Source organism: Azomonas agilis (genome assembly GCF_007830255.1).
In the GTDB taxonomy this organism is placed as follows: domain Bacteria; phylum Pseudomonadota; class Gammaproteobacteria; order Pseudomonadales; family Pseudomonadaceae; genus Azomonas; species Azomonas agilis.
Genome location: NZ_VLKG01000014.1, coordinates 52,877 through 66,700, shown reverse-complemented (window position 1 = coordinate 66,700; position 13,824 = coordinate 52,877). Strand labels below are relative to the sequence as shown.

The 13,824-nt window shown below is 52.4% G+C and carries 15 protein-coding genes; 12 read left to right on the top strand and 3 right to left on the bottom strand.

Annotated features, from left to right (window positions below; all coding sequences use genetic code 11):
* Window positions 1-95: 95 nt before the first annotated feature.
* On the top strand, window positions 96-845 hold the full coding sequence (locus LX59_RS14425) for an IS5 family transposase (RefSeq protein ID WP_144571718.1): 750 nt from the start codon (window positions 96-98) through the stop codon (window positions 843-845).
* Window positions 846-859: 14 nt separating this feature from the next.
* Here the strand turns inward: LX59_RS14425 and LX59_RS14420 are convergent, their stop codons facing one another.
* Window positions 860-1,828 (bottom strand): polyprenyl synthetase family protein, encoded by a 969-nt coding sequence (locus LX59_RS14420; RefSeq protein ID WP_144573108.1) that lies wholly within the window; start codon window positions 1,826-1,828, stop codon window positions 860-862.
* A 237-nt stretch (window positions 1,829-2,065) separates the two neighbouring features.
* On the opposite strand from LX59_RS14420, the gene rplU reads away from it, so the two are divergent.
* The 5 genes from rplU to LX59_RS14395 all read left to right on the top strand — a co-directional run bounded on the left by rplU (window position 2,066) and on the right by LX59_RS14395 (window position 5,749).
* Entirely contained in the window at window positions 2,066-2,377 is a 312-nt protein-coding gene (rplU, locus tag LX59_RS14415; protein ID WP_144573127.1) for a 50S ribosomal protein L21, read from the top strand.
* 32 nt (window positions 2,378-2,409) lie between these two features.
* Complete coding sequence (gene rpmA / locus LX59_RS14410; protein WP_144573106.1) at window positions 2,410-2,667, top strand: 50S ribosomal protein L27; 258 nt, start codon at window positions 2,410-2,412, stop codon at window positions 2,665-2,667.
* 199 nt (window positions 2,668-2,866) lie between these two features.
* Window positions 2,867-4,090 carry an Obg family GTPase CgtA gene (gene cgtA / locus LX59_RS14405; RefSeq protein ID WP_144573104.1) on the top strand — a complete coding sequence of 408 codons (1,224 nt, stop codon included), beginning with the start codon at window positions 2,867-2,869 and terminating at the stop codon, window positions 4,088-4,090.
* Window positions 4,091-4,150: 60 nt separating this feature from the next.
* Window positions 4,151-5,266 (top strand): glutamate 5-kinase, encoded by a 1,116-nt coding sequence (proB, locus tag LX59_RS14400; protein WP_144573102.1) that lies wholly within the window; start codon window positions 4,151-4,153, stop codon window positions 5,264-5,266.
* Between the two features lie 9 nt (window positions 5,267-5,275).
* Complete coding sequence (locus tag LX59_RS14395) at window positions 5,276-5,749, top strand: CreA family protein (RefSeq protein WP_144573100.1); 474 nt, start codon at window positions 5,276-5,278, stop codon at window positions 5,747-5,749.
* Between the two features lie 74 nt (window positions 5,750-5,823).
* Here LX59_RS14395 and LX59_RS14390 read toward each other — a convergent pair whose 3' ends face one another.
* Window positions 5,824-6,183, bottom strand: coding sequence for a helix-turn-helix domain-containing protein (locus tag LX59_RS14390; RefSeq protein ID WP_144573098.1), 360 nt, complete (start codon window positions 6,181-6,183; stop codon window positions 5,824-5,826).
* A 147-nt stretch (window positions 6,184-6,330) separates the two neighbouring features.
* On the opposite strand from LX59_RS14390, the gene LX59_RS14385 reads away from it, so the two are divergent.
* Entirely contained in the window at window positions 6,331-6,780 is a 450-nt protein-coding gene (locus tag LX59_RS14385) for a TM2 domain-containing protein (protein ID WP_144573096.1), read from the top strand.
* Between the two features lie 202 nt (window positions 6,781-6,982).
* Here LX59_RS14385 and rpsT read toward each other — a convergent pair whose 3' ends face one another.
* On the bottom strand, window positions 6,983-7,258 hold the full coding sequence (gene rpsT, locus LX59_RS14380; RefSeq protein WP_144573094.1) for a 30S ribosomal protein S20: 276 nt from the start codon (window positions 7,256-7,258) through the stop codon (window positions 6,983-6,985).
* 196 nt (window positions 7,259-7,454) lie between these two features.
* Here rpsT and murJ point away from each other — a divergent pair, with 196 nt between their 5' ends.
* The 5 genes from murJ to LX59_RS14355 all read left to right on the top strand — a co-directional run bounded on the left by murJ (window position 7,455) and on the right by LX59_RS14355 (window position 13,801).
* Window positions 7,455-9,002 (top strand): murein biosynthesis integral membrane protein MurJ, encoded by a 1,548-nt coding sequence (gene murJ, locus LX59_RS14375; protein ID WP_144573092.1) that lies wholly within the window; start codon window positions 7,455-7,457, stop codon window positions 9,000-9,002.
* Window positions 9,003-9,071: 69 nt separating this feature from the next.
* On the top strand, window positions 9,072-10,007 hold the full coding sequence (gene ribF, locus LX59_RS14370) for a bifunctional riboflavin kinase/FAD synthetase (RefSeq protein WP_144573090.1): 936 nt from the start codon (window positions 9,072-9,074) through the stop codon (window positions 10,005-10,007).
* 15 nt (window positions 10,008-10,022) lie between these two features.
* Window positions 10,023-12,854 (top strand): isoleucine--tRNA ligase, encoded by a 2,832-nt coding sequence (gene ileS / locus LX59_RS14365; protein WP_144573088.1) that lies wholly within the window; start codon window positions 10,023-10,025, stop codon window positions 12,852-12,854.
* Complete coding sequence (gene lspA, locus LX59_RS14360) at window positions 12,847-13,377, top strand: signal peptidase II (protein WP_144573086.1); 531 nt, start codon at window positions 12,847-12,849, stop codon at window positions 13,375-13,377. The genes ileS and lspA overlap by 8 nt, the downstream gene beginning before the upstream one ends.
* On the top strand, window positions 13,370-13,801 hold the full coding sequence (locus tag LX59_RS14355) for an FKBP-type peptidyl-prolyl cis-trans isomerase (RefSeq protein WP_144573084.1): 432 nt from the start codon (window positions 13,370-13,372) through the stop codon (window positions 13,799-13,801). Before lspA ends, LX59_RS14355 begins: the two co-directional genes overlap by 8 nt.
* Window positions 13,802-13,824 lie beyond the last annotated feature (23 nt).

Here is a 13,824-nt window from a genome sequence, read left to right as displayed (position 1 = left end):
CTAGGGCCTGTTGACGTTTCGTCATGAAGGTATTGAGAAACAAAAGCAAACCCGCAGAATTGAGGTTCCTACACCCATAACCCTGCGGATTTGCAATGCCCCGATTACTGCTCAGCGACGAGCTTTGGTCGAAGCTGGAAAAAATTCTGCTTCAGCACGCCATTTACCACAAGCCCAATCTCCGAATGACCGTCGAAGGCATGCTTTACCGGATGCGTGTCGGCTGCCCTTGGCGAGATTTGCCTGACCTCTTTGGAGACTGGAACTCGATCTACAAGCGCTTCAACGCTTGGTCAGCTACGGGTAAGTGGTTCAAAGTCTTTCAAGCCTTGCTTGAGGAACCTGACTTTGAGTGGTTGTTTATCGACGGCAGTTATGTAAAAGCCCATCAACACAGTACCGGAGCGGCCAGTGGTCATACTGAGGGGCTGGGTAAAAGTCGCGCTGGGCTGACAAGCAAGATTCATTTGGCTGTTGACGCACAAGGCCTGCCAGTGGCCTTTGAAGTGACAGGAGGCGATGTTCACGACAGCTGCGTCGCTTCCAAACTGATCATGCAGCTGCCCTGTGCTGAAGTGATTGTCGCGGATAAAGGTTATGACAGTGAATGCATTCGAGATCAGATCAGGCAGCAGGGAGGACGTCCTGTTATTCCCCGAAAGCGCAACTCAATTAAGGGTAATGCGGATCTGGACAGAGGTTTATACCGCTACCGGCATTTGGTTGAGAATGCCTTTGCACGGCTTAAACACTACCGAGCGGTGGCTTTTCGATACGACAAACTGAAATGCAATTATGAGGCAGTGGTTGCCATGGCCTGTGCCGTTCAATGGCTACCCATGTAAAACGTCAACAGGCCCTAGTAAGTACGGGCTACGGCAAACTGAGTCAGCTCAATGAGGGCATCTCGGTAGATGCTAGGTGGTAGTGCATCTAAACGCTTAATGGCTTTGTTGGCGTAGTCTTGTGCTAGGTGGGCAGTGTAATCCAAAGCCCCCGCCGTCTCGACTGCTTGGCGAATGCTTTCCAGATCCTGAGTACCCCCTTGCTGAATTGCTTGGCGCACTAAGGTTGCTTGTTCAGGGGTACCTTCCCGCAGGGTATAGATGAGAGGAAGTGTTGGTTTACCCTCCGCCAAATCATCGCCCACGTTTTTGCCTAGGGTTTCGCTATCGCCCTTGTAATCCAGCAGATCATCAACTAACTGGAAGGCAATACCTAAGCTATCGCCAAAACAGCGTAGAGCCTCAGCTTGGGCCGATTCAGCTTCAACTAAGGTGGCGGCTCCATGGGTTGAAGCTTCGAACAGCATGGCGGTCTTTCCGCGAATCACTTCCATGTAGATCTCTTCGGTGGTGCTCGCATCCCGCACTCGGGATAATTGCAGCACTTCACCCTCGGCAATCACGCGGGTGGCTTGGGCAATGATCTGCATGACCGGTAAAGAACCCAGTTTGACCATCATTTCAAACGAGCGGGCATAAAGAAAGTCACCCACCAACACACTCGGTGCATTGCCCCATAGCGCGTTGGCCGTGGAGCGTCCTCGGCGCATGCCGGACATATCCACCACGTCATCGTGCAGTAGGGTTGAGGTATGTAAAAACTCAATGATGGCGGCCAGTTGGCACAGGCGATCACCGGAGGCACCCAAGGCTTTGCCACTTAAAAGCACCAGCAAGGGGCGCAGACGCTTCCCCCCGGCGGAGACGATGTAATCTCCGATTTTTTCAACCAAGGGAACTCGTGAGGTGAGCTGCTGGTTGATGATGCCATCAACGGCAGCAAATTCTTCTGATACCACTTGATAAAAAGATTGGGCTGACATTGCGGCGAAGCTCCTCGGAGGATGCGCGGCATCCTAGGGGGGAGGGGCCTGAGCTGTCAAGGCAACTTGCCTCTGGTCTTGCTTTAGTCGGTAGGGCTCAGTAGAATTTCGCCCTTGTTTTTAACAGGCACCTCCTGCCTTACGCAATGGCATAGAGTCCTTAGGCTCCATGCAGCCATGCCAGCCGCCAAAGATACCGAGAAAGCGCTGGGTGAGCAGGATGAACGGAGACAGATAATGTACGCAGTGATTGTAACAGGCGGTAAGCAATACAAGGTTGCTGAAGGCGAGTACCTAAAAATCGAAAAACTGGAAGTCGCGACCGGCGAATCCGTAACCTTCGATCGCGTACTGCTGATCGGCAACGGTGATGAAGTAAGCATTGGCGCTCCCGTCGTAGAGGGCGCTAAGGTGACTGCTGAGGTGATTGCTCAGGGTCGTCACGACAAAGTGCGCATCATCAAATTCCGTCGTCGTAAGCACCACATGAAGCGTCAGGGCCACCGTCAGTGGTTTACTGAAGTTAAAATCACCGGTATTCAGGCCTAATTGGTCTAAGTCCCTCACAGGAGCATTGACTCATGGCACACAAAAAAGCCGGCGGTTCCACACGGAACGGCCGTGATTCCGAAAGTAAACGCCTGGGTGTGAAACTCTACGGCGGCCAAGCTGTTCGTGCAGGCAACATCATCATCCGTCAGCGTGGCACTCAATGGCACCCTGGCTACGGCGTAGGTATTGGTAAAGACCATACCCTGTTCGCTAAAGTTGATGGCGTGATCAAGTTTGAAGTCAAGGGTGAGTTCAACCGCCGCTATGTGAGCGTAGCTACGGCTTGATTGAGCTTTGATAGGAAAAGCCTCGTCCTTTCGACGGGGCTTTTTTGTTTCTGTCATCCTTTAATGGTTTCGTTGTGCTCCATTCCGCGCCAAAATGGGTGCGGTTTGAAGTAATTGCTGCCTGCTGAGGCTTCGTTGCGGGTCGAGGCTTTTCTTGTGTTTCGGTTTTGGGCCCGCACTACTGGCGGGAGATATATCCATGAAGTTTGTCGATGAAGTATCTATTTTTGTAAAGGCTGGCGATGGCGGCAACGGTTGTATGAGCTTTCGCCGTGAAAAATTCATCGAAAAAGGTGGGCCTAATGGCGGAGATGGCGGCGACGGTGGCTCCGTATTCCTGATAGCTGATGAAAATCTCAACACGTTGGTCGATTACCGTTATACCCGTCGTTTTGAGGCCCAAAGAGGCCAAAATGGTGGGAGCTGTGAATGTACGGGGGCTAAGGGCGAAGACTTGATCTTGCCCGTTCCCGTAGGGACAACAATCATTGATGCCAATACTCAAGAAATCATTGGCGATCTGACCCAGCCCGGCCAAAAATTGATGGTGGCTCAGGGAGGCTGGCATGGACTGGGTAACGTGCGTTTTAAATCCAGTACCAACCGAGCACCACGCCAAACTACACCGGGTAAACCGGGTGAATTTCGCGATCTAAAGTTTGAGTTGAAGGTATTGGCTGACGTGGGCTTATTGGGTTTACCTAATGCCGGTAAAAGTACCTTTATTCGCTCCGTTTCCGCAGCCCGTCCTAAGGTAGCGGATTACCCCTTTACCACCCTGATTCCCAACTTGGGCGTAGTCAGTGTAGGGCGCTATAAAAGCTTTGTGGTTGCTGATATTCCGGGTCTAATTGAGGGGGCTGCTGAGGGGGCGGGTTTGGGGATTCGCTTCCTAAAACACCTGACTCGTACGCGCCTGTTATTGCACCTTGTGGATATGGCTCCAATAGATGGCAGTGATCCTGCTGATGCGGCTGAAACCATCCTACACGAGTTGGAAAAATTCAGTCCGGCCCTATTAGAGCGCGACCGTTGGTTGGTGCTCAATAAAGCCGATCAACTGCTGGAAGATGAGCGCGAAGAGCGACTCAAAGCCGTGGTGGAGCGGCTAGATTGGAAAGGCCCAGTATTTGTTATTTCAGCCTTAGAGCATGAAGGTACTGAGGCGTTAAGCCAAGCGATCATGCGCTATTTGGATGAGCGGGCGCTGCGTTTGGAAGAAGACCCTGAATATGCTGCGGCTTTGGCCGAGTTGGATCAGCGGATTGAGGATGAGGGGCGTTCACGACTACAAGAATTGGATGATAACCGCACCCTGCGTCGTACTGGCGTTAAACGGGTGGAAGACTGTGATGCCGATGATTTTGACTTTGATGACGAAGATGATGAGGATGGCGCAGAAATCATCTACGTCCGTTATTAGGGTTTAATGTTGGCATCAAGCGCGGAGCAGAACCCGATTGGGTGGATCTGAGGTGGGAACATGCGGGACAAAGTGACCGGCGCACGGCGCTGGGTGGTGAAGATTGGCAGTGCCTTACTGACCGCTGACGGACGTGGGCTGGATCAATCGGCGATGCAGGTTTGGGTTGAGCAAATGATCGCTTTGCGCCGCGCAGGTGTGGAGCTGGTACTGGTGTCCTCCGGTGCGGTAGCCGCGGGTATGAGCCGTTTGGGCTGGTCAAGCCGCCCAAAGGCTGTGCATGAATTACAGGCCGCTGCCGCTGTGGGACAGATGAGCTTGGTGCAGGCTTGGGAGTCTAGCTTTGCCTGCCATCAGTGCCAAACGGCGCAAATTCTGCTCACCCACGATGATCTATCAGATCGCAAACGCTACCTGAATGCCCGCAGTACGCTGCGCACTTTGTTGGATTTGCAGGTCATCCCCGTCATCAATGAAAACGATACTGTAGTCACCGATGAGATTCGTTTTGGCGACAATGACACCTTGGCGGCACTGGTGGCTAACCTCGTTGAGGCTGATTTGTTGGTAATCCTTACCGACCGAGAGGGAATGTTCGATGCTGACCCACGCCATAACCCGCAGGCTAACCTGATTAGTGAAGCTAAGGCTGACGATCCTCGGTTGGATGAGGTGGCTGGCGGCAGTGGTGGAGCTTTGGGACGTGGTGGTATGCAAACCAAGCTACGGGCTGCACGTCTGGCCGCCCGTTCTGGAGCCCATACTATTATCGTTGGGGGTCGTATTGAGCAAGTATTGGATCGTCTGAAAGCAGGAGAAGTCCTAGGAACTTTGCTTTGGCCAGAGCAGACACGCCATGCGGCGCGTAAGCAATGGCTGGCGGGGCATCTGCAAATGCGTGGACGCTTAATACTAGACGCGGGAGCAGTGCAAGCCCTGCACCAAGGCCGAAGCCTATTGCCTGTGGGGGTAAAAGCTGTAGAGGGTAGTTTCCGGCGTGGTGAAATGGTGGTTTGCCTTGGGCCAGAAGGGAGAGAAGTAGCGCGTGGTTTGGTTAATTACAGTGCCGGCGAAACGCAAAAGATTTTGGGACGATTAACTGACCACATTGAGCAGCTCTTAGGCTACATTGACGAACCGGAATTGATCCACCGAGACAATCTAATACTGCTGTGAGGAATAGGCATGAGATGGTTATCTGTACTGGGCGCTGCATTAGTGGCGCTCCCTCTTTCAAGTATGGCACGCGAAGTGGGAGAAGTAAGTACTGCCTTTAAATTGCTGGGTGCTAACCATAAAATCGTAGTTGAGGCTTTTGATGATCCCAAAGTGGATGGCGTAACCTGTTATTTATCCCGTGCTAAAACCGGTGGTATTAAAGGCAGTTTAGGTTTAGCTGAGGATCGGGCCGAAGCTTCTATTGCTTGCCGGCAAGTGGGCCCCATCAACATCAAAGAAAAGCTAAAGTCTGGCGAAGAAGTGTTCAAAGAGCGTACGTCACTGGTGTTTAAAACCATGCAGGTAGTGCGCTTCCACGATACCGAGCGTAATACGCTGGTGTACTTGGTGTATAGCGACCGTATGGTAGATGGCAGTCCGCAAAATGCGGTAACAGCGATTCCGATTATGCCTTGGACGGGGCAGGTGCAGTCGCAATAAGAAAGGTTAAGAAGCAACTTGGAGTTTTGGTCTGTTTTCAGCGGACAATAAAAAACCGGCTCAAGGCCGGTTTTTTATTGGGGGCTTTGATTCCTAACCAATACTTTAATAAGTTCCAATGCCAAAGTTCGATTAGGGGCAGTGAGCGCCTGAAAGTGACGGCGCATCAGTATTACTTCATTGGTGTAATCACCTTGGTTTTCCTGTAAAGAAAAATCGCTGGTAGCTGTATTGCTTTCCGCAAGGGCGTATAGCTCAGACATGCGCAAACCCAACGCCTGAGCCACTTTGTGCAGTAGCTCAAGGGAGGGTGGGTGCTGACCGCGCTCAATTTTGGAAAGATTACCGGCATAGGTGTCTGCCTCTAAGGCAACCTGTTCCAGCGTAAGCCCCCGTTCCAGACGAATTTTTCGAATCGCTGCGCCAATATTCATGGCGTAATTCTGTGTAGCCTTTTCCTGTAGAACAAAGCTGTTGAGGAAAATTTTGCGAATATTATTTTTCCGTATAAGAAAATTTTGATAGGATTCGTTTGTAATTTATGCAAATAAACCCATCACTATTCTTAAAGGAAAAAAGCAATGAAGGGTCAAATCCTCGATTTCTCAGTTCAAAAAAGTGAAGGCGTGATCTCTGCTTCGGATGGGGTGAGATATACATTCTCAGGTTCTGAGTGGAGGGATGATCTTCAACCAAGCCGGGGAATATGGGTTGATTTTGACAGCCAGGGAGGTAATGCAGTGAAGATTTATCGAGCCTTGGGGCAGGCTTCGAGCAGTCCACGAGGTAATAAAAGCAAGGCTGCGGCAACGTTATGGGGTGTTTTTCTCGGAGGCTTCGGGGCGCATAAGTTTTATATGGGATCTTGGGGCTGGGGTATTGTCTATCTTCTGACGTGCTGGCTCTACATTCCGTTTATTGTTGCGTTGGTTGAGTGGATTCGTTATGTACTGATGTCTGATGATGAGTTTTATAACAAGGTTGCCGAGTTCCAAAGTCGGAGTTCTGGGCCATTTAGTTTCTTCTGGTGATTTGCTAGTAATCCGTGTAGTCGCGGGTATGGAAGAGCTGTAGTGTGGTAGGGATGCTCCACTCGCGAGTTATATTGCCCATCACGCTTAAAGCTGGGGCTTTAAAAATCCTTTTTAGAGAGAGTCGATCAACATTAGTGTGGTTCAGATAGCAAAAAACCGGCGTTTAGGCCGGTTTTTTGTTAAAACTGAATAGGCTCAATCAAGCAGCGGCAGTAGCCAGAGCTTTAAGGTGAGCATTCAAGCGGCTCTTGTGACGAGCAGCTTTGTTTTTATGAATAATGCCTTTATCGGCCATGCGGTCGATTACTGGAACGGCTGCTACATAAGCTACTTGGGCTTTTTCCAGATCTTTAGCAGCGAGTGCTTTAACCACATTTTTAATGTAGGTACGAACCATAGAGCGCAAGCTGGCGTTGTGGCTGCGACGCTTCTCAGCCTGGATTGCGCGTTTTTTGGCGGAAGGGCTGTTGGCCACCGTCGAACTCCTCGAAAAACTGGGGACTGGGAATTACCAGACAAATAAGGCCGCGAATTGTGCTTAGTCAATGCCTTCTTGTCAAGGGTAAAAAGGGTTACCTCTGGTCGAGAAGGGGGGAGGTGGCTACACTCGCCCTCTCATTATGAAACAAGTCTGATTTTAGCTCAGCCCATTGTCTTTTTCGGTAGCCTTTATGTCTGAACAGTCTGCCCGGAGTGGCTTATTGCGCTCGGGGATTGTGGTAAGCATCATGACGATGCTGTCTCGGATTCTTGGTATGGCGCGCGACATTATCGTAGCCAATTATTTTGGATCAGGGGCCGCTGCAGATGCCTTTTTTATTGCCTTTAAAATTCCCAATTTTTTGAGGCGGCTGTTTGCTGAAGGGGCTTTTGCTCAGGCTTTTGTGCCGGTGATTTCTGAGTATCGTACCCAGCGCAGTTTGGCTGAGGTAAAGGCTTTAGTGGATTACACGGCAGGTACTTTGGGTTTGGTATTAACGGCCTTAACCGCTTTGGGGGTAGTGGCTTCGCCCTATGTGGTGATGCTGTTTGCACCGGGCTTTCATGATGACCCAGAGAAGCTGGCCCTCGCTGGTGAGCTGTTACGTATCACCTTTCCTTATTTGCTGTTGATTTCCTTGACCGCTTTTACGGCCGGAATTCTTAACAGCTACGGGCAATTCGCGGTACCAGCTTTTACACCCGTGTTGCTCAATCTGTGCTTAATTGCAGCAGCAGTATGGCTATCACCTTGGTTTGAGCAGCCCGTGATGGCTTTGGCGTGGGGGGTATTTATCGCGGGGGTTGCACAGCTAGGCTTTCAGTTACCCTTTGTGGCCCGTTTAGGTTTATTACCCCGTCCGCGCTTAAATTTAAAGGATGAAGGGGTAAAGCGAATTCTACTGCTGATGGTTCCTGCGCTCTTTGGGGTATCGGTCAGCCAAATCAATTTGTTATTGGATACAGTGCTGGCCTCATTCCTGCCCACAGGTAGCGTATCTTGGCTGTATTATGCTGATCGGCTGTCAGAGCTACCCCTTGGTGCCTTTGGGATTGCCATAGGTACGGTGATTTTGCCGAGCTTATCGCGCCATCATGCCAGCGCTGAAGGAGAGGCCTTTTCGGACACGCTGGATTGGGGATTGCGCATGGTGCTCTTAGTCGGTGTTCCTGCGGCTTTGGCCTTGGGTATTTTGGCCGAGCCTTTGATTGCGGGGCTATTCTACTACGGTGCCATGACTGAAGAGGCCGTTGTGCAGTCTGCCCGCGCTTTGGTGGCCTATTCCTTAGGTGTTCTTGCTTTTATGTTGGTGAAGGTATTGGCACCGGGGTTTTTTGCGCGGCAGGATATAAAAACGCCGGTACGGATTGCCGTGATCTGTATGGTGGCCAATATGGCGTTTAATCTGATCCTGATTTGGCCTTTACAGCATGTGGGGTTGGCTTTGGCAACCTCCTTATCTTCGTTGCTCAATGTGGTGCTGTTGTTCCGTGGTTTGCGTCAGGCAGGTATTTATCAGCCTAAGCCCGGTTGGGGGTTGTTTAGCCTGCGATTAGGTACGGGATGTCTTGCCATGATCCTTAGTGTTTTGTGGCTAAATGTGCCCAGTGCTGAATGGTTCGCTTGGGATTGGCTGCAGCGAGTCTGGTATTTAGGGTTTTTGGTGGTGGTGGGATTACTGGCCTTTATTGCCGGTTTGGTTGCTACGGGATTGCGCTTAAGACATTTACGGCATTGAAGGCCCGGATTCTTGTCTGAAATGCAGTACTCATGCGTATAATCAATCATTTTGCGAAGATGTGGCGGTATGCAGCTGGTTCGGGATCTTCACAACCTGCAACCCCGGCATCGGGGCTGTGTGGCTACCATTGGTAACTTTGATGGCGTACACCGAGGGCATCAGGCCATTTTGGGGCAGTTGCGTGCTCGGGCACAGGCTTTGGGCGTGCCGAGCTGTGTGGTGATTTTTGAGCCACAGCCGCGCGAGTTCTTCACCCCGGCTGAAGCACCGCCGCGCCTGACCCGTCTGCGGGAAAAGCTGGCTTTGTTGGCCCAAGAGGGTGTGGATCAGGTGCTGTGTCTGCCCTTTAATCCGCGTTTACGTGAGCACAGTGCCGAAGACTTTGTGCAGCAGATTCTGGTACAGGGGCTGGCCGTACGCCATTTGGAAGTGGGGGATGATTTCCGTTTTGGCTGCGATCGCGCCGGAGACTTCGCCTTCTTGCAACAGGCCGGGCAGGTGCATGGCTTCTCAGTTGAGGCTGCAACGACCCTGACACTGGGTCATGAGCGCGTCAGCAGTACGGCCGTACGCCAAGCCTTGGCTGCCGGTGATTTAGCCCATGCCGCCAATCTTTTAGGGCGAGACTATGCCCTCTGCGGTCGTGTGATTCATGGTCAGCACTTGGGTCGCCAGTTAGGTGCGCCCACGGCCAATATTCAGTTAAAGCGCCGCCGTGTGGCTCTGTCAGGGGTTTATACCGTATCGGCGGAGGTGGATGGCCAGCGTTTGGTTGGGGTGGCTAATATCGGCTTGCGCCCCTCGGTGCAGGGGGATGGGCTGCCACACCTAGAGGTGCATCTGCTGAACTACCAAGGCGATCTCTATGGTCGTTTTATGCGGGTCACCTTTTGCCACAAACTGCGCGATGAACAGCGTTTTGCTTCTTTAGATGCCTTGAGACAGGCAATTGATTCAGACATTGCCGCCGCCCGTGCCTATTGGGCGTCAACACCCTTATGACGAGTCAAAACTGAAATGACCGATTACAAAGCCACCCTCAATTTGCCCGCGACGGAATTTCCCATGAAGGCTGGTTTGCCTCAGCGCGAACCAGAGACTCTGCACCGCTGGAAGCAGATCGACCTGTACCGGAAGCTGCGTCAGATTGGCGAGGGTCGCCCGAAGTTTGTTTTGCACGATGGCCCACCCTACGCCAACGGCAACATTCACATCGGTCATGCGGTGAATAAGATCATCAAAGATATGATCATCCGCTCTAAAACCCTGTCCGGTTTTGATGCGCCTTATGTGCCAGGTTGGGACTGCCACGGTCTGCCCATTGAGCTCCAGGTTGAGGTGACACACGGCAAAAACCTGCCCGCCGATAAAACCCGCGAGCTGTGCCGCAGCTACGCCGCCGAGCAAGTGGAAGAGCAGAAGGCTAACTTTATTCGCCTCGGTGTATTGGGTGATTGGGATAATCCTTACCGCACTATGGATTTTGCCAACGAAGCCGGCGAAATTCGTGCATTGGGCGAAATGGTCAAGCAAGGCTTTGTATTCAAAGGCCTGAAGCCGGTGAACTGGTGCTTTGACTGCGGTTCAGCTTTGGCTGAGGCTGAGGTGGAGTATCAGGACAAACAGTCCGAAGCCATTGATGTAGCCTTCCCGGTTGAAGATGCCGACAAGCTGGCCGCTGCCTTCGGTCTGGCCAGCCTGCCCAAGCCTGCGGCCATTGTGATCTGGACGACTACGCCTTGGACCATTCCGGCCAACCAAGCCCTGAACGTCCATCCCGAGTTTAACTACGCCTTGGTGGATACTGGCGAGCGCCTGTTGCTGCTGGCTGAGGAGCTGGTCGAAAGCTGCCTCAAACGTTATGCGCTGGAAGGTACCATCATCGCTACCACCAAGGGCGAAGCGCTGGAGCTGATCCGCTTCCGCCATCCCTTCTATGAGCGTTTCTCACCCGTCTATTTGGCGGATTATGTGGGCGTGGATGCCGGTACGGGTATTGTGCATTCCGCGCCTGCTTACGGTGAGGACGACTTCTACTCCAGTAAGCGTTACGGCCTGCAAAACGACGATATCCTTAACCCCGTGCAGAGCAACGGTGTGTATGTGGAGTCGTTGCCGCTGTTTGGCGGTCAGTTTATTTGGAAGGCTACACCGAACATCGTGGCTAAGTTGGGTGAAGTGGGTAATCTGCTCAAGCATGAGCGCATCACCCACAGTTACATGCACTGCTGGCGGCACAAAACTCCGCTGATCTACCGCGCCACTGCTCAGTGGTTTGTAGGCATGGACAAGCAACCCAGCAGCGGAGCTACTCTGCGTGAGCGCGCCCTGAGCGCCATTGAGCAAACCGAGTTTGTGCCCGCTTGGGGTAAGCAACGTCTACACAACATGATTGCCGACCGCCCGGACTGGTGTATCTCCCGCCAGCGTAACTGGGGCGTGCCGATTCCCTTCTTCCTGCACCGTGAAAGCGGCGAGCTGCATCCACGCACCGTGGAGCTGATGGAGGCGGTAGCGCAACGCGTCGAGCAAGAAGGTATTGAGGCGTGGTTCAAGCTGGAAGCCGCTGAGCTTCTGGGCGAAGAAGCCGCGCAGTATGAAAAAATCAGCGATACCTTGGATGTGTGGTTTGATTCCGGCACTACCCATTGGCATGTGATGCGCGGCTCCCATCCCATGGGCCACGATCAAGGCCCGCGTGCTGACCTCTATCTGGAAGGCTCCGACCAGCATCGTGGCTGGTTCCATTCTTCCCTGCTGACCGGCTGTGCCATCGACGGTCACGCGCCGTACCGTGCTTTGTTGACCCACGGCTTTACCGTGGACGAGACGGGCCGCAAGATGTCCAAATCCTTGGGCAACGTGATTGTGCCGCAGCAAGTCACGGACAGCTTGGGTGCGGATATTCTGCGCCTCTGGGTCGCCTCCACCGATTATTCGGGTGAGATGTCCGTCTCCCAGCAAATCCTTCAGCGCAGTGCTGACTCCTACCGCCGGATTCGTAATACTGCACGCTTCCTGCTCTCCAACCTGAGCGGCTTTGATCCAGCCAAGGATCTTGTGCCGAACGATCAGCTGATCGCTCTGGATCGCTGGGCGATTGATCGGGCACTGTTGCTGCAACGTGAAGTACAGGAAGCCTTCGACAGCTACCGTTTCTGGGTGGTGTATCAGAAGGTGCATAACTTCTGCGCCCAAGAGTTGGGTGGTTTCTACCTCGACATCATCAAGGATCGTCAGTACACCACCGGCGCAGACAGCCTGCCGCGTCGCTCCTGCCAAACTGCGCTCTACCACACTGCTGAGGCGCTGGTGCGTTGGATTGCGCCGGTATTGGCCTTCACCGCTGAAGAAATTTGGCAGTATCTGCCCGGCGAGCGTAACGAGTCGGTGATGCTCAATACTTGGTATGAGGGTTTGAGCGAGTTGCCCGAGGGCACGGAGCTGGATCGCGCCTTCTGGGATCAGGTCATGGCTGTGAAGTCAGCGGTGAACAAAGAGCTGGAAAATCAGCGTACCGCTAAGGTCATCGGTGGCAGCTTGCAAGCCGAAGTTACCCTTTATGCCGAGGACGCATTGCTGGCCAGCCTATCCCGTTTGGGCGATGAGCTGCGCTTTGTGCTGATTACCTCCGGCGTTACCCTACAACCCCTGACTGCGGCCCCGGCTGAGGCGGCGAGCACTGAGTTATCGGGCTTGAAGCTGCACGTGCAAAAAACCGCACATGCCAAGTGTACCCGCTGCTGGCACCACCTGCCGGACGTAGGCACCCATGCGGATCATCCTGAGCTCTGTGGCCGCTGTGTCACCAACATCACAGCTGCGGGCGAGGTGCGTCATTATGCTTAAGCCCTGGAGCCAATTACTCTCGATGGGCTCCTTGGGGAAGCTGCCTTGGCTGTGGCTGAGTTTGCTGGTATTGGTTTTGGATCAAGCCACCAAGTTTTATTTTGAAAATACCCTGACTCTGTACCAGCGTATTGAGGTGATTGAGGGCTATTTTAGCTGGACTCTGGCCTATAACACCGGCGCTGCGTTTAGCTTTTTGGCCGCAGAATCGGGTTGGCAGCGTTGGTTTTTTGCTGTTATTGCCTTAGCCGTCAGCATAGTGCTGGTGGTTTGGTTGAAGCGTCTAAAAGCCCATGAGTCTTGGACGGCCATAGCCTTAGCCCTAATTTTAGGAGGGGCTTTGGGTAATCTTTATGACCGTGTTGTGTTAGGGCATGTGATTGATTTTATTCTGGTGCATTGGCAGAACCGCTGGTTTTTTCCAGCCTTCAATATTGCCGACACCGCTATTACTCTGGGGGCGCTTTTGTTAGCGCTAGACATGTTTAAAGGCAATCAATCAGGAGGTTCAGCCCATGACTGAACAGCTTATCGGGCCGGGAAAAAAAGTAACCCTGCACTTTGCCATTAAAATGGACTCCGGGCAGTTGGTGGACAGCACCTTTGATAAAAAACCGGCCACCTTTACCGTGGGTGATGGCAGCTTACTGCCGGGGTTTGAGCACAGTTTATTTGGTTTAGGCACTGGAGCTAAGCAGAGCATAACGCTGGCTCCTGAAAAGGCTTTTGGCCCCCATAATCCCAATAATGTGCAGAAATTATCCCGCACTCAGTTTGAGGGTATGGAGTTATCTGAAGGCTTAATGGTGATGTTTTCTGATGCAGCCAAAGCTCAGTTGCCGGGTGTCGTTAAAGATTTTGACGCTCAACAAGTAACCGTTGATTTTAACCATCCACTGGCCGGTCAAACTTTGATTTTTGATGTAGAAGTGATTGAAGTGATTTAAGCAGGAGTATGGGTCACTCGGTA